At 64.0% G+C, this 14596-nt stretch carries 14 protein-coding genes and 1 pseudogene; 12 read left to right on the top strand and 3 right to left on the bottom strand.

Features of this window, described 5'->3' with window-relative positions:
- Window positions 1-86 precede the first annotated feature (86 nt).
- The 6 genes and pseudogenes from obgE to ABWK72_RS04355 all read left to right on the top strand — a co-directional run bounded on the left by obgE (window position 87) and on the right by ABWK72_RS04355 (window position 3966).
- The gene (obgE, locus tag ABWK72_RS04380; protein ID WP_367873569.1) at window positions 87-1133 is read left to right on the top strand and encodes a GTPase ObgE; all 1047 of its coding nucleotides are present in this window, start codon (window positions 87-89) and stop codon (window positions 1131-1133) included.
- Window positions 1134-1176: 43 nt separating this feature from the next.
- Complete coding sequence (locus tag ABWK72_RS04375) at window positions 1177-1395, top strand: ribbon-helix-helix protein, CopG family (protein ID WP_367873568.1); 219 nt, start codon at window positions 1177-1179, stop codon at window positions 1393-1395.
- A 296-nt stretch (window positions 1396-1691) separates the two neighbouring features.
- Window positions 1692-2390, top strand: a complete 699-nt coding sequence (locus ABWK72_RS04370) for a gamma-glutamylcyclotransferase (RefSeq protein WP_367873567.1) — start codon at window positions 1692-1694, stop codon at window positions 2388-2390.
- A gap of 79 nt (window positions 2391-2469) precedes the next feature.
- Window positions 2470-2706 (top strand): annotated as a pseudogene (locus ABWK72_RS04365) (gamma-glutamylcyclotransferase); the annotation flags it as partial.
- Window positions 2707-2753: 47 nt separating this feature from the next.
- Window positions 2754-3173: a hypothetical protein gene (locus ABWK72_RS04360; RefSeq protein WP_367875388.1), complete on the top strand. Its 420-nt coding sequence runs from the start codon at window positions 2754-2756 to the stop codon at window positions 3171-3173.
- Window positions 3174-3258: 85 nt separating this feature from the next.
- Entirely contained in the window at window positions 3259-3966 is a 708-nt protein-coding gene (locus ABWK72_RS04355; protein WP_367873566.1) for a gamma-glutamylcyclotransferase, read from the top strand.
- On the opposite strand, the gene ABWK72_RS04350 is transcribed toward ABWK72_RS04355, so the two are convergent.
- Window positions 3963-4853 (bottom strand): phosphatidylserine decarboxylase, encoded by an 891-nt coding sequence (locus tag ABWK72_RS04350; RefSeq protein WP_367873565.1) that lies wholly within the window; start codon window positions 4851-4853, stop codon window positions 3963-3965. The genes ABWK72_RS04355 and ABWK72_RS04350 overlap by 4 nt on opposite strands.
- A gap of 283 nt (window positions 4854-5136) precedes the next feature.
- On the opposite strand from ABWK72_RS04350, the gene ABWK72_RS04345 reads away from it, so the two are divergent.
- From ABWK72_RS04345 to ABWK72_RS04320, 6 genes are all read left to right on the top strand, one after another.
- The gene (locus ABWK72_RS04345; protein ID WP_367873564.1) at window positions 5137-5766 is read left to right on the top strand and encodes a hypothetical protein; all 630 of its coding nucleotides are present in this window, start codon (window positions 5137-5139) and stop codon (window positions 5764-5766) included.
- A 33-nt stretch (window positions 5767-5799) separates the two neighbouring features.
- The gene (locus tag ABWK72_RS04340; protein WP_367873563.1) at window positions 5800-7092 is read left to right on the top strand and encodes a cytochrome c biogenesis protein ResB; all 1293 of its coding nucleotides are present in this window, start codon (window positions 5800-5802) and stop codon (window positions 7090-7092) included.
- Window position 7093: 1 nt separating this feature from the next.
- Entirely contained in the window at window positions 7094-9097 is a 2004-nt protein-coding gene (locus ABWK72_RS04335; protein ID WP_367873562.1) for a cytochrome c biogenesis protein, read from the top strand.
- A 376-nt stretch (window positions 9098-9473) separates the two neighbouring features.
- The gene (locus ABWK72_RS04330) at window positions 9474-9788 is read left to right on the top strand and encodes a transposase (protein WP_367871810.1); all 315 of its coding nucleotides are present in this window, start codon (window positions 9474-9476) and stop codon (window positions 9786-9788) included.
- The gene (locus ABWK72_RS04325) at window positions 9785-10639 is read left to right on the top strand and encodes an IS3 family transposase (protein ID WP_367872265.1); all 855 of its coding nucleotides are present in this window, start codon (window positions 9785-9787) and stop codon (window positions 10637-10639) included. The genes ABWK72_RS04330 and ABWK72_RS04325 overlap by 4 nt, the downstream gene beginning before the upstream one ends.
- A 293-nt stretch (window positions 10640-10932) precedes the next feature.
- Window positions 10933-11723 (top strand): IS5 family transposase gene (locus ABWK72_RS04320; protein WP_367871095.1). Its coding sequence is split into 2 segments (ribosomal slippage): window positions 10933-11286 and window positions 11289-11723, totalling 789 coding nucleotides; the frame shifts between segments, so codons are not numbered across the junction.
- 20 nt (window positions 11724-11743) lie between these two features.
- Here ABWK72_RS04320 and ABWK72_RS04315 read toward each other — a convergent pair.
- Both ABWK72_RS04315 and acs read right to left on the bottom strand, forming a co-directional pair.
- Complete coding sequence (locus ABWK72_RS04315) at window positions 11744-12607, bottom strand: hypothetical protein (RefSeq protein ID WP_367873561.1); 864 nt, start codon at window positions 12605-12607, stop codon at window positions 11744-11746.
- A 3-nt stretch (window positions 12608-12610) separates the two neighbouring features.
- Entirely contained in the window at window positions 12611-14566 is a 1956-nt protein-coding gene (gene acs / locus ABWK72_RS04310; RefSeq protein WP_367873560.1) for an acetate--CoA ligase, read from the bottom strand.
- Window positions 14567-14596 lie beyond the last annotated feature (30 nt).

Genomic DNA, 14596 nt, shown 5'->3' with positions numbered 1-14596 from the left:
CAGAAGAGGTTGCTTCCCGGCAGCCCGTTCTGTCATGTTCCTTTCCCGTTGACGCCCCCGGTCCTACCCCTGACGCTCCGCGCCCCATGTTCATCGACCACATCCGCATCTACGCCAAGGCCGGCGACGGCGGGAACGGAGCTGTCTCCTTCCGCCGGGAAAAGTACGTGCCGCGCGGCGGGCCGGATGGCGGCGATGGCGGGAAGGGCGGCGATGTGGTCCTGATCGTGGACCCGTCCACCGACAATCTCCGGCAATTCCACTACGACCCGAAGCTGATCGCCAAAAGGGGTGCCAACGGTGCCGGCGTCCGAAAGACCGGCAAGGGTGGCCCGGTCGTCATCGCCAAGGTCCCGCCCGGGACGGTCGTCTACCGCAGCAGTGCTACCACGGTCCAAGAGGCCGTGGAATTCGAGCGCGGCGATGAGGGCATCGACCTCGATCCCGTGGCCGACCTGGTCGAATACGGCCAGCAATTCGTCCTCTGCCGGGGCGGCAAGGGCGGCTTGGGCAATTCGAATTTCGCCACACCCACCCACCGCGTTCCGACCGAATCGACCCCCGGTGAAGAAGGCGAATTCGGCGTCTACTACCTCGAGCTCCGCCGCATCGCCGATGCCGGTCTGGTCGGCTTTCCGAATGCCGGCAAGTCCACGCTGCTGGGCAAGCTTTCCCATGCGCAGCCGAAGGTGGCGGCCTATCCCTTCACCACCCTCCAGCCGAGCGTCGGCGTGGTCGAGTTCGGCGGCTTCCGGCGCTGCACCGTCGCGGACATCCCCGGCCTGATCGAAGGCGCGCACGACAACCGCGGCCTCGGTCACGAGTTCCTGCGCCACATCACCCGCTGCCGCGTGCTGCTTTTCGTGGTGGACATCGCCGGCAGCGAAGGCCGCGACCCGATCTCCGACCTGCAGATCCTGCGCACCGAGATCAGCGAGTACGACGAGGAACTCGCCCGTTTCCCGTGGATCATCATCGCCAACAAGATGGACCTGGAAGGTGCCGCGGAGAATCTGAAGAACTTGGAGCAGCGCTTCCCGAAGGTGCGCGTGATCCCGATTTCCGCGGAGCTGGAAGAGGGCTTGGATGCGCTGAAGCTCTTCCTCGATGACGAGGTGGGGTATCGGGTGTGAGCGGGCTTGCCGTGAGGTTGCGAAGTGACTGCGCCTTTGCCTTATGAGTCGGACACTGACCGTTCGCCTGTCCCGGGAACTGGCGGAGTGGCTGGAAAAGTCCGCAGCCAGGGCGGGAGTGTCCCAAGCTCAGATAGTCCGGGAGCAATTGGAGAAGGCTCGCACCAGTGAGGAGCGTAGGTCCTTCATGCGTCTGGCCGGCATCGTGGAAGGCGATCCTGGACTTTCGGCGCGGAAAGGGTTCTTCCCGTGTCCCGTCTGACGCGTCAGCGCCTGGGAGCGCGGAGGCACCCGGGCCGCAGAATGGTCCCTAAGAACGCCACCCATCGCGCGGCGTTAGTGGAAAGCGCCGTCGCCCGGCTGCCTACTTTTTCGTGCCCACCGCACCAAGGGACCATTCTGCGGGCCGGGTGGCTCCGCGCTCCCAGGGGAAGAGCCGTCCGTGAAGCGACACGATGCCGCACTTCAAGCACCATCTTGGTCCCTGACACATCCCTTGCTCGCCAGCTTGGTCGGAATCGTGCTTGGTGCGCTCCGGTTTCCTCCCAGAATTTCGATATGCTCCCGACGACGGACGCGGCTAGCGACGGATTGGTCTTTGTCTACGGCACGCTGCGTCGCCGAGGGTCGAACGGCTTCCGGTTGAAGGGCGCGAAGTTCGTGGGGCGGGGAATGGTGGTGGGGAAGCTTTATACCATCACCTGGTATCCGGGGCTGGTGCGCGGCGGCAGGGAGTTGGTCACCGGCGACGTGTTCCGCGTGAAGCCGGAGCAGATGCTGGCCTTGGATGCATTCGAGGGGCTGTCGGCAGGGGAAGTGGAGGGGAGCGAATACCGCCGCTTGAAAGTCGAGTGCATCATCGAGACGCCCACCATGAACGATGCGGCGCTGGTCTGGGCCTACGAGTGGACGGGGCCTGTGGATGAGAGCCGGCGGATTCCGTCCGGCGATTGGATCGAGCACACGCTGGGAAAGCTGCGGCCGGTTTTCACGTTGCTGGCTGCCGTGCTGGTCGGCTGCGGAATGGGCGCGCAACTTGCTTTGTTCCTGGGGATGGCCGGGGTTGGCCGCCATCGGGAATGGGCGATCGCGGCCGTGGCCTGCGCTGCGGGCGGGCCTTTGTTAGGTTTGGGAGCCGCTATCGTCGGAGGGCGGCGCGGTGAGGGATTGGTGGGGCTACGGTGGCATTGCATCGGGCTTTCGGTGAGCATGCTGATCGTGGCGGGGATGATGGTGCTGGTGGCGGTTTCGAGGTAGCGGGAAGACGTCTTCCGCTCAGGAACCGAGCGGACTACTTTCCTTCCAGCGGGGATCGTGGTGAAATTGCTCGTCCAGCATGCCGAAACCTCTTTCTGATCCACCCGGCGAGCTGGTCTTCGTCTACGGGACTTACTGTAGGTCGGCCTCGAATGGGGCGCGGATGAAGGGTGCCGTTTTCGTCTCCAAGGCGATGCTTCGCGGCCGCTTGCTTAAGATCGGCTGGTTTCCTGCGCTGGTTTTGGAGCCGGGGGGAGAGACTTGGGTGTGGGGAGATGTGTTCCGTGCCGATGGCCTCCAGCTCCAGGCTTTCCATGAATATGAGGGCCTGGCAGGAGAAGCGGTGGAGGGAGGGATTGCCGGGTGGCCGAGGTCAAGGTTCATCCCTATCCGAGCGCGGAATGGGGCTGGGATGTGCGGCTTTGGGAGTGGACCGGACCAGTCGAGAATGCCGAGTGGATTCCTTCCGGAGACTGGCTTGATCATGAGTGCCCGAAGTCGCCGCCCTTGTTCACACTGGTCGCCTGTGCCTGCGCGGGAGTCATGCCGCTGGGCCTGATGGCCGGCTACGCCCTGCGAACGAGCGGGATGGGCGGGCTCTCCCTGCTGATGGCGATGGTCGCACCCTTCGCGGGGTGGTTTGCGATTCGATTCGCCCGGCGGCGCCGCGAACGCTGGGAACTCCTGCTCATTCTCGCGGCGCTGGCGCTTGTCGTCGAGACCGTGCCGGCATTGATGGCGGTGGTTGCGGTGGTGAACGCTTATATCCGTCATTGGCTCTAAGTATCCTGCTCAGCCATTTTCCGCCTGAAGCTCCGGCAGGCTCCTTCCCTTTGGGGCGCGGTCGTGGTGAACTGGCGCATCCCGCATGCCTGATCCTCTTCCTGATCGACCCGCCGAGCTGGTGTTTGTCTACGGCACCTACCGTAGATCCGCATCGAATGAGGCGCGGATGAAAGGGGTCGCTTGCATCTCGCAGGCGATGATCCGCGGACGGCTTCTGAAGGTAGGCGGGCTTCCGGTGCTGGTCGTGGAACCGGAGGCGGAAACCTGGGTCCGCGGCGATCTGTTCAGAACCGACGGGCTCGAACTGGAAGCATTCCGTGAATATGAGGGGCTGGTGGGCGAGGCCGTGGACGGACGCCCCTGCCGCCTGATGACGGCGACAGTGTATCCCAACAATGTCCCGGAATCAGGCCGGAACGTGAAACTGTGGGCCTGGACCGAGCCGATGACGGGAGCAGAAGCGATCCCTTCCGGCGATTGGCTCGAGGCCGAATATCCCGGGTCTCCGCCGCTGTTCACACTGGTAGCCTGTGCTTGCGCGGGGGCGATGCCGGTAGGAATCTTCGTCTGTGCCATCGTTCGTCAGAACCAGCTGATCGGAGGAGCTGCGCTGCTCATGGCCCTGCTTGCCCCCTTTGCAGGATGGGTTGCCCACCGCTTCGCCCGACGGAGGCGCGAGCGATGGAATCTTATTCGCACCCTCGTGGCCGTGGCACTCTGGATCGAGTGCGTGTCTGTGGTGATTCTTGTCTTCTCCCTGATTCACGCCCTGACCCAGGGGGTGTTCTAAGCCCCCCGCTCTGCCATTGCCGTGCCGACCTTCGCGTAGAGTTCGACCTGGCGGGCCGAGCATTCCACGAGGTCCGCGGCCAGCTTCACCGCGCCGGGCTCGAAAATGGTGATGGTCGAGGATCCTCCGAAGGCGAAGTAGCCTTTCTCCGCGCCCTTCTCGACCGGTTGGCCCGGGGTGAAGGTCTGGTGGATGGTGCCGACGCAGGTCGCGCCGATCTCTAACAGAAGGACGGTGCCGAGGTCGGGTGTCTCCAGCTTGGTGAGGGTGCGCTTGTTCTCCCAGAGGTAGGAAAGGCGGCGGCGCAGGGCGATGGGGGAGACGGAGAAGAGCGGGCCGGCGATGGCTTTGACCGGACCGGGAGTGCCGGCGGCGGGGAAGTGGAAGCGGTGGTAGTCCACCGGGCAGAGGCGGGAGAGAATGAGCGAGCCATTCGCATACTTCGCTGCCAGCGCGGCATCGTCTAACAGGCGCGGGAGATCCCAGAGCTGGCCCTTCACGAAGACCCCGGCGATCTCGCTGGCCTTCTGGAAGCCGAGGTGGCGACCGTCGGCGGGGAAGACCGCGGCGCTCCCGGCGATCGGGCGGGCTTCCGGCTTGAGCTTGCGGTAGAAGAATTCGTTGAAGCTGGCGTAGCTGTCGGCGGGGTCCGCGAATTCGGCGGCGTCCAAGCCGTATTGGGCGATGAAGGGGGCGACCTTGGCCTTGGTGGCGGGGCTATCCATGCGGCGGCCGTACCAGCGCGAGAAGCCGCCGCGCTTGACCATCGCGTGGAGCGGCAGCGCGCCAAGCGGATTGCCGTAGGAGAATTTCAGGAAGCCCTCACCGTAGACCTGTTCGGTCTCCTCGCGGCCGGTATGGCGGTTGAAATAGCGGATTTCGCTCACGTGCGGGGAAGGTGGACGGAAATCACCAATCATCAATCTTCCAATCATCAATCGGTCTGCCGCTGCGCGGGAAGAGGTGGTCCGCACAGTCCTCTGTGCGGTCGAAGCAGTTCTGGCGGGGGCATCCACCCGAGGGGCCCCAGGGTGAGGCGCGCGATAAGGGTAGCTTCGACCGCACAGAGGACTGTGCGGACCACCTTCACGCGCCAGCGCCCTTCCTCTTCCGCGCAGCGCCACTTCGATTGATGATTGAAAGATTGGTGATTGATGATTTCTTCCCTGAATGCCCTTGCACGTCGCCGAAGGGGGGGGTATCGGCGGCGCGATGAAAATCCGGGGAATCTCCGCGTGCCTTGGCTTGGCGCTTCTGCTGCCGGCCTGCCGCAAATCCGAAGAAACGGTCGATCAAACCCGGCCCGTGACGATGCGGGACGAGGATGTGAAGCTGGACGCCAGCAGCACCCAGCGCTTCGAGAAGCCGGGCAGCAGCAAGATCGTCGCTGGAATGATCCCCGAGGGCTGGACCGAGCAGCCGGCCTCGCAATTCCGGGTGTTGAGCTACCGTTTCGGCACGGGCGGGGACGTCGCAGTGGGCGTTGCCGCTGGCGGGATGGCGGACAACGTCAACCGCTGGCTCCGCCAATTCGACAAGGATCCGCTCGCCGATGCCCAGATCGCGAAGCTCGAGCAGGGCACGATGGTCGGCATCCCCGGCCTGTGGGTCGCGGCCGAAGGCGACTACAGCGCCGGCATGGGACAGCCCGCCAAGACCGGGCAGGGGCTCTACGGCATCATCGCCGAGAAGGATGGCAAGATTTACACCGTGAAAATGACCGGCCCGGTTGCGGAAGTCATGGCGGAAAAAGAAAAGCTAAAAGCCTTCACTGCCGCGCTCCGCGAGCGGGGTGAATAAGATCCGCCCCGTGCTCCGTAACCTGCCGTCCTGATGAGTTCCACTAACCCGAAGTCCATCCCGGCGCGCATTTTTGGCGTGTTCGCGGGATTCGGCCTCGCGACGACCCTGCTGGTCATCCTGATGCTCCTGACCTGGCTGGCCACGCTGGAGCAGACGGTTTCCGGACTCCACGCCACGTTGGAGAAGTATTTCAGCCACAAGAACTTCTGGGTCTTCCCGGATGCGGCGATCTTCAAGCATGACCTGATGGGCCATGACAAGAGGCTGCCGCCGCTGCCCGGCGGCTTCTGGGTCTGCGCGCTACTGGTGGTGAATCTCGTTCTGGGCGGAATCATCCGCATTCGCAAAGGCTGGCGGACGATCGGCGTGCTGATGGCCCACTTCGGGATCATCTTCATGATCATCGCCGGCGGGGTGGCGCAGTTCAAGGAGGAGCGGGGCGTGATGATGATGAGCGAGACCGGCATTCCGGGCCTGCCGTCCGTGATGGACTACGCGCAATCGCAGGTGGAGACCTCGGTGGAAATCCTGGAGGTGAAGGACGGCAAGGTCGCCGGGCCGGTGCATTTCATCGCGGACCGCCACTACAAGGATCTGGAAGCTGCGGACGCCACGCGCTTGATCCGCTTGCCCGGGCTGCCCTTCGATCTTCAACTGGAGCGCTACGTCCAGAATGCCAAGCCGATGTCCGAGGCGAGCATGGCCGCGGAACGGGGCGAGCCGGTGGTCGAAAAGTGGTATCTCTTCGTCGCTCCCGCGAACAACGAGACCGCCGCGGATACTCCCGGCATCCATGCCCGCGTGGTGCAGAAAGACGGCAAGCAGGGCGAGCTGTTCCTTCTGGCTGCGCCCAATCCCGCGGATTTCAACGGTCTGGCCGCACCGGCGCCGGCGCCCTTCACCGTCCGCCAGGGTGACCGGACCTTTGCGATCCGGATGGACAAGCAGATTTGGCCGCTGCCCTTCAAGATGCGGCTGATGGACGCCCGCACCGAGAACTTCCCGCACACGACCAAGCCGAAGTATTTCGAGAGCGACGTGATGCGGATCGAGGAGGGGCGCGAATCGAAGGTCTTCATGGAGATGAACCAGCCGATGCGCTACGGCGGCTGGACCGCTTACCAGCACACGATGCCCGGCGGTGCCAACTCGCGGGGCGGAGACGCGATCGTTTCCGGGTTTGAAGTGGTGCGGAATCCGGCCGATCAGTGGCCGAAGTACAGCATCTACCTCGCGGGCTTCGGCCTCTGTTTGCACTTCATTTTGAAAATGGTGAACTTCATGTCCCGCGGGTCACGGAGCAGCACCGCCACCAAAGCCTGATATGAATGCCAAAGTCGGACGCTGGATTGCCTTCGGGCTCGGCCTGATCGCCGTGACCTGGATCCTGGGCATGGCCGTGAGGGATTCACAGCCGGAGGGCGATGTGCGCTCGGTGCCGAATTACAAGCCCTGGGACAAGGAGACGCTCGACCAGGCCGCGCTCTTCCCGGTGCAGGATGGCGGGCGGGTGAAACCGCTGGGCACCTATGCCGGCTTCACGATGCTCAGCCTGCACGGTGCACGCTCGATGGACATCAAGGCCGTGGGCGGCAAGGAAGTGCGTCTCAAGCCGCTCGACTGGATGATGGATTGCATCTTCCGGCCGGAGCTGGCGAAGGAGCTGCCGACCTTCCGCCTCGACAACTCCGAGGTGCTGACGGCGGTGGGTCTGCCGACCCGCGGCCAGCGCGACCGCTACAGCTACAACGAGCTCGCGGCCGGGCGCGACAAGTTGAAGGAACTGGCTGCCGCTTACGAACAGATCGAGTCCGACAATCGCAAGCCGATCGAATCGCAGACGATCGAGCTGAACTACAAGCTACAGGTCTTCCAGTATCTCACCAGCTACATGGACTTCGCCCGCCACGGCCTGATGGGTCCGGCGCAGGGCAAGGAGGTCCTGCCGGTCAGCACGGCGATGGGTGCCGCTCCGAAGATCCGCGCGGAAGTGGCCGCCTCCGAGCAGAGCGGCGCGCCGCTGGCCGACCAGGTGCAGCTCATCCACCAGCTGATCCTGGAGCGTGCGAATGCCTCCGACTTCGGTCTCAAGCTTTTCCCGCCTGCCGATCCGAAGATCGAAACCTGGGTCAGTGCCGGGGGCCGGATGTTCACGATTTTCACCCCGCAATACACCGAGCCGGAGCAGTCGATGAAGGACGTTCTGGCGCTGGAGGAAGCCGTCCATGCGCTCGATGTCAGCGAGGCGGATTTCCGCGTGAAGTTCGGGGAGCTTGAGAAGAGCATCGTGGACCGCGCGATCGCCCGCGACGAATATCGGTCGGTGCCGCTGGAGGCGGACTACTTCCGCAAGAACTGGCTGCTCTACGCGCTGGCTTTCTTCCTGATCGCGACGGTGACCTCCGGCGTGATGTTCTTCACCGGGGAAACCTTGGTGGGGCGGATCAGCTATTGGGCTACGGCCGGCTCGCTGTTCCTGGGGCTGATCGCCATCATCGTCCCGATCGTGAAGCGCTGCATCATCATGCAGAGGCCGCCGGTGGGGAACCTCTACGACACGATCATCTTCATCGATATGGCCTTCGTCGCCTTCGCACTGCTGGTGGTGTGGATGTCGAAGCGGAAGTTCGCGCTGGGCATCGCGCCGATCACGGCTGCCTTCCTGATCGTGCTGGCGCGGCGCTTCGAGGTCAGCGAGGGCAAGGACCACCTCGACCCGCTGGTGGCGGTGCTGCGCTCGAACTTCTGGCTCTCCACGCACGTGATCACCATCACCCTGGGCTACGCCAGCGGCTTGATCACGGCTTTCATCTCGGTGGTCTATGTGCTCCTGCGGGTGCTCGGCCTGGACGGCGGGGATCTGGCGCTACGCCGCTCCGTGACCCGCGCCGCCTACGGTTGCGTCTGCCTCACGCTCTGCCTTTCGCTGATCGGCACGGTGCTGGGCGGGATCTGGGCGAACGACTCGTGGGGTCGCTTCTGGGGCTGGGACCCGAAGGAGAACGGCGCCCTGATGATCGTGCTGTGGATGCTGGCGATCCTTCACGCCCGGCTCGGTGGCTACATCCGGGAGTGGGGCCTGCACCTGTGCGGGATCTTCACCGCCATCGTGGTGACCTTCTCATGGTGGCACGTGAATTTCCTGAATGTGGGCCTGCACAATTACGGCTTCTCCGCGGACAAGGTCGGCGCGCTGTGGCGCTTCTACGGCGTGATGGTCGCGTTCATGATCGCGGGCGGGGTGGGGTGGCTTCTGGAGCGGATGAAGAAGACCGGATCCAGCGGAGCGACCGGTCCGGTGGATTTGCCGAAGAAGGTGGAGGTTTGAGGGGTAGCGCTTTCCCGATGTGCCTCCGGAGAGGAGGCGCGGGAAACCTCGGAACGGGGACGAAGGGAAATACCGTGTCGTCTGGTGCTTCACGTCAGCAGGCCGCCTGCCGAAAGCGGCAGCGGGCTCTGGCTGTTACCTCCATCGCGTCCCGTCTCACGCGCCAGCGCCCGGGACCGCGGAGGCTCTGCCCCGCAGAAGCAACCCTGGCAGCGCTAGACAGTGCGCGATGATCGTGGGAAGCGCCGTTGCCTGGGTGCCTACCTTTCCGTGTTGCGGACAACGAGGGACCATTCTGCGGGCCAGTGGCTCCGCGCTCCCAGGGGAAGTGAGGTGTGCTGGATTTCTGGACCAACAAACTCCAGAATCCATGTCCATGAATCCCAAGCCACGCAGGCAATATACCGAGGAATTCAAAGCCCAGGCCGTCGCGCTTGCCGACACCGGCCGGTCCGTCACCGAGATCGCCCGCGAACTCTGCATGAGCGCCAACCTCCTCCATGGCTGGAGACAGGCGGCAAGGCGCGCGCAGGGCGGCAGCGAAGGCCCGCGAGCCGCAGGCGAGGGGGACGCAGCGGACGACCTGCGCGCGTTGCGCCGCGAGCTCGCCCGCCTGCGCCAGGAAAATGACATTTTAAAAAAGGCCGCGGTCATCCTCGGGACCAGTCCCCGGCCGGACTCCGCGCCATGATCGGGGAAATCCACCGCGCCACCGGCCACGGCATCCGCCGGATCTGCGAGGTCCTCGAGCTGCCCCGCAGCAGCTACTACCACGCCGCCGCACCCACCCCCTCCAAACGCTCGGACAAAGCGGCCGGCGATGCGATTGAAGAAATCTTCAAGAGCCACCGGCGGCGCTACGGCCACCGCCGCATCTGGCACGAGCTTGCCGGGCGCGGCATCACCTGTGCGCCCGCCCGGGTCCGCAGGCTCATGGCCGAGCGCGGCCTCAAGGCCATCCAGCCCAAGACCTTCGTGCCGAAGACCAGCGACGGCCGGGCCGACAAACCCTCGCCCAACCTCATCGCGGGAAAGGAGCTGCCCGACCGGCCGGACCAAGTCTGGGCGGGCGACATCACCTTCATTCCCACCGCCTCCGGATGGCTTTACCTCGCGGTGGTCATCGACCTCTGCACGCGCCGCATCACCGGCTGGTCGCTGGCCCGCCACATGCGCGCCGGGCTCGTTGCCGATGCTCTCGCCCAAGGACTCGGCTCGCGTCGTCCGGCCCCGGGCCTGATCTTCCATAGCGACCGCGGCAGCCAGTACGGAAGCTGCGAATATCGCGCCATGCTCTCCCGGGCCGGCATCTGCCAGAGCATGTCGGCACGGGCCAACCCCTACCACAACGCGTGGAGCGAATCGTTCATGGCCACCCTCAAGAAGGAGATGCTGCAGGGAGGCTGCTTCATTGACGGACAGGACGCCCGGACCGAAATCTTCAGTTTCATCGAGGGCTACTACAACACCCATCGCAGGCACTCCTCGCTCGGCTACCGATCCCCGGCCCGGTTCGAGGCCGAACTCATTCCGTCCAACTAACCAACAACCGGTCCAAAAATCCGTTGCATCTCAAAGAGCCGTCCGTGAAGCATCACGGGAATGTGGCTAACGGGCAGAGCCGGCTACCGCAGTCCAAGGCCGCTGCGCGGCTTCCGTTCCGGAGACTTGGTGGTGAAGGAAGCCACCCCGGTGCTTCGTCCGCCTGAAGGCGGGACTACTTACCCTTGATGGCGGGCTTTGAGGGACCGCACGGCTCACCGAGTCGCGCTACTAGGTCGTGTTGATTAATTTAAATCTGTACGACTGTTTGAATGGTCGCTTCATTCCTTGGAATGGCATCCGGAACAACAAGGAAGGCGATCACGGCGGAAATTTGGAACAAGCTCGAACCGCTTGTTAGACAAGCCAAGCACTCGGCTGCCGGCTCTCCCGCGATGCAATCCGACCGGGACTTCATAGAAGCGGTTTTATGGATTGCACGGACCGGCAGCCCCTGGCGCGACCTCCCGGCGCAGATGGGCCATTGGAATCACGTATACGTCCGCTTCCGCACTTGGGAGAGGCGGGGTGTGTGGAAGCGGCTTTGGCAATCCCTCCAGGAGGAGGTCTTTGCCGATGCCCGCCACCTCTTCATCGACTCCACCTCGGTAAGGGCTCACCAACATGCCGCCGGGGCACCCAAAAAAACGGCGGCGACCAAGCTCTGGGACGCTCTCGCGGCGGATTGACCACCAAGATCCACGCCGCATGCGTGGACGAGATCTCCAGCGTCGGTCTGATCCTGAGTCCCGGACAAAGCGCGGATTGCAGCAACTTCGGCGAACTTTTCGCGAGCTTGGACAAGGACAACGTGCTGGAGGCCGCCGCCCTGGACAAAGGCTACGACAGCAACGCAATCCGCGAACGGCTTGCGGAGGACGGGATCAAGCCGGTGATCCCGCCGAAATCCAACCGCAAGGAAGCAATCCCGTATGATCGGGAGATCTACCGGCAGCGCAACCGCGTGGAACGCTTCTTCAACCGGATCAAGCACTTCAGGAGAATCGCCACGCGCTACGAGAAGTATGCCTGCACCTTCCTCGCGATGGTCCACCTCACGGCCGCGTTCCTATACCTCAGATAAATTCATCAACACGACCTAACTCACATCCCCGCCAAGCGGTGATTCATCGCCACGGAACGCCGGAGGGCGCGCATGACGTCGATCATCGGGAATTGGCCTTTGGCGGCGCTCTTGCACTGCTCGTTCACGAAGGCATTGCGGCTGACGTGGCGGCCGATCTCGCTGAAGAGCTGGCGCATCTGGGTATCGATCAGGCCGAGCTGGGCCTTGAGCGAAGAGATATCGCGGTTCGCTTGGCCGATCTGCTGGAAGGCGACGGAGGCTTCGGAGCGGTGCTTCTGGCGCTCCTCGGCCAATTCGGAGTCGATCGTGTCCACCTTGGCATCGCCCTCCGCGATGCTGGAGGCGACGCGGTCGCGGTCCTGCTTGAGCTCGGTGAAGCGGACCTTCAGCTCGATCATGCGGGCCTTGGTCTTCTCGATGGCGTCGGTGGTGCCCTCGCGCTGGAGGACTTCCAGCTTCATCTTGAGGCCGTCGTAGATGCGGCGGATTTCGCGGGCCTGCTGGATGACCAGGTCCCGCTCGCGGGAGAGCTTTTCCAGTTCGGCGAGTAGCTCGCCGCGGAAGATCTCAAGATCCTGTTGGGAATCCGACTTCGCGCCGAGGAGGGTTGTGCGCTGCTCGTGGGCGTCGGCGAGGATGGCCTCGCAGTCATCGAGTTTGCCGCGGATCTCGTCGCGCTCCTTGATCAGCTTGCGGAGGTTCCAGTATTCCACGCCGAGTTCCTCGACCTCCTCCACCCGTTCCCACACCGATTGCCCGAGCACCTGCTCCGCCTCGCGCAGCAGATGCATCTCGGCGGCAGCCTCGGCCATGCGCCGCTGGCGGCGGTTGACGCCGAAGGCTTGGGCGAAACGGGCGAAGATGTAGCGGGTGGTGGTCATGCCTTATTTGGCACCGGCGATCTTTTCCTGGAGGGCGGCGATCACGGTGTGGTCTTCGAGAGTGGCGGTATTCCCGCTGACGGTTCCGGTGGTCACCAGTTCCTTCAGCAGACGGCGCATGATCTTGCCGGAACGCGTTTTTGGCAAGGCGGGAGCGAAGTGAAGGTCATCCGGCTTGGCGATCGCGCCGATCACTTTCCCGACATGCTCGCGCAGTTCTTTTTGCAATGCGGGGGTGCCCTCGATCCCGCCCTTCAATGTCACGAAAGCGACAACTGCCTGCCCTTTGAGGTCATCGGGACGGCCAACCACCGCGGACTCCGCGACGGCAGGGTGGCTGACGAGGGCGCTCTCGACCTCGGCGGTGCCGAGGCGGTGGCCGGAAACGTTGAGCACATCGTCGAGGCGACCGACGATCCAGAAGTTGCCCTGCTTGTCACGGCGGGCACCGTCGCCGGCGGTGTACATGCCCTTGTAGTCGGACCAGTAGGTCTTCTTGTAGCGGGTTTTGTCGCCGTAGATGGTGCGGGTCATCGAGGGCCAGGGCTTGCGGATGACCAGGCGGCCACCTTCGTTCGGCTTACACTCCTTGCCGTCCTCATCGAGGATCGCGGCATCGACCCCGAAGAAGGGCAGGGTGGCGGTGCCGGGCTTGGTAGGCGTGCAGCCGGGCAGGGGAGTGATCATGATCGCGCCGGTCTCGGTCTGCCACCAAGTATCGACGATCGGGCAGCGGCTGCCGCCGATCTTTTCGTGATACCACATCCAGGCCTCGGGATTGATCGGCTCGCCGACGGAGCCGAGCAGGCGCAGGGAAGAGAGGTCGTGCTTCGCGGGGAAGTGGTCGCCGGCCTTGATGAAGGCGCGGATGGCGGTGGGCGCGGTGTAGAAGATCGAGACGCCGTATTCCTCGATCATCTGCCAGAAGCGGCCGAAGTCGGGCTGATTCGGTGCACCTTCATACATCACCTGGGTCACGCCCATCGCGAGCGGGCCGTAGACGATGTAGCTGTGGCCGGTGATCCAGCCGACATCGGCGGTGCACCAGTAGACATCCTCATCGCGCATGTCGAAGACGTACTTGCAGGTCACGTAGGTGCCGGTGAGGTAGCCGCCGCTGGTGTGGAGGATGCCCTTCGGCTTTCCGGTCGAGCCGGAGGTGTAGAGGATGAAGAGCGGATGCTCGGAGTCGAAGGCTTTGAGCTCGTGCTTTGCTCCGACCTTGGCGATCTCCTCGTGCCACCAGGTATCGCGGCCCTTTTCCATGGCGATCTCCTGGCCGGTGCGCTGGAAGACGATCACGGACTTGATGCCCTTGTAGCGCTTGAGCGCTTCATCGACGTTGTCCTTGAGCGGGACGATCTTGCCGCGCCGCCAGCCGCCATCGGCGGTGACGACGTGGGTCGCGCCGGAGTCTTCCAAGCGGTCCACGATCGACTCCGAAGAGAAGCCGCCGAAGACCACCGAGTGCACGGCACCGATGCGCGCGCAGGCGAGCATGGCGACGGCCGCTTCCGGGATCATCGGCATGTAAACGAGCACGCGGTCCTTGGCTTTCACGCCCTTCGCGAGGAGGACGTTGGAGAAGCGCATGACCTCGCGCTGGAGCTGGCCGTAGGTGATGACCCGCTTGTCGCCGGGCTCGCCCTCGAAGATGATGGCAGCCTTGTTCTTGCGCGGGCCCGCGGCGTGGCGGTCGACGCAGTTTTCGCAGACGTTGAGCTTGCCGCCGACGAACCACTTGGCATCGGGTGCCTTCCAATCGAGGACCTTGGTCCATGGCTGCCGCCAGGAGAGTTCCTTGGCTTCGCGGGCCCAGAAGACCTGCGGCTTGTCCACCGACTCCTGCCAGAGCTTCTTGTATTGGGCGAGGCTGGAGATGCGCGCCTTGGAAGCGAATTCCTTGGCGGGCTTGAAGATGCGATCTTCGACGAGATGGCTTTCGATGGAGTTGCTCATGGTCCCTTGGGTTTCCAGCGCAGGATGGGT

It is taken from the genome of Luteolibacter sp. Populi, from assembly GCF_040801775.1.
Lineage (GTDB): Bacteria > Verrucomicrobiota > Verrucomicrobiia > Verrucomicrobiales > Akkermansiaceae > Haloferula.
Note: the sequence above shows the minus strand (reverse complement) of the source record. Positions and strands in the feature narration are given on the sequence as shown.

Excerpts from the sequence above, each read along its gene's own strand:
- obgE (WP_367873569.1), top strand. The coding sequence starts at position 87 with ATGTTCATCGACCACATCCGCATCTACGCCAAGGCCGGCGACGGCGGG.
- ABWK72_RS04375 (WP_367873568.1), top strand. The coding sequence starts at position 1,177 with ATGAGTCGGACACTGACCGTTCGCCTGTCCCGGGAACTGGCGGAGTGG.
- ABWK72_RS04370 (WP_367873567.1), top strand. The coding sequence starts at position 1,692 with ATGCTCCCGACGACGGACGCGGCTAGCGACGGATTGGTCTTTGTCTAC.
- ABWK72_RS04355 (WP_367873566.1), top strand. The coding sequence starts at position 3,259 with ATGCCTGATCCTCTTCCTGATCGACCCGCCGAGCTGGTGTTTGTCTAC.
- ABWK72_RS04345 (WP_367873564.1), top strand. The coding sequence starts at position 5,137 with ATGCCCTTGCACGTCGCCGAAGGGGGGGGTATCGGCGGCGCGATGAAA.
- ABWK72_RS04340 (WP_367873563.1), top strand. The coding sequence starts at position 5,800 with ATGAGTTCCACTAACCCGAAGTCCATCCCGGCGCGCATTTTTGGCGTG.
- ABWK72_RS04335 (WP_367873562.1), top strand. The coding sequence starts at position 7,094 with ATGAATGCCAAAGTCGGACGCTGGATTGCCTTCGGGCTCGGCCTGATC.
- ABWK72_RS04330 (WP_367871810.1), top strand. The coding sequence starts at position 9,474 with ATGAATCCCAAGCCACGCAGGCAATATACCGAGGAATTCAAAGCCCAG.
- ABWK72_RS04325 (WP_367872265.1), top strand. The coding sequence starts at position 9,785 with ATGATCGGGGAAATCCACCGCGCCACCGGCCACGGCATCCGCCGGATC.
- ABWK72_RS04315 (WP_367873561.1), bottom strand. The coding sequence starts at position 12,607 with ATGACCACCACCCGCTACATCTTCGCCCGTTTCGCCCAAGCCTTCGGC.
- acs (WP_367873560.1), bottom strand. The coding sequence starts at position 14,566 with ATGAGCAACTCCATCGAAAGCCATCTCGTCGAAGATCGCATCTTCAAG.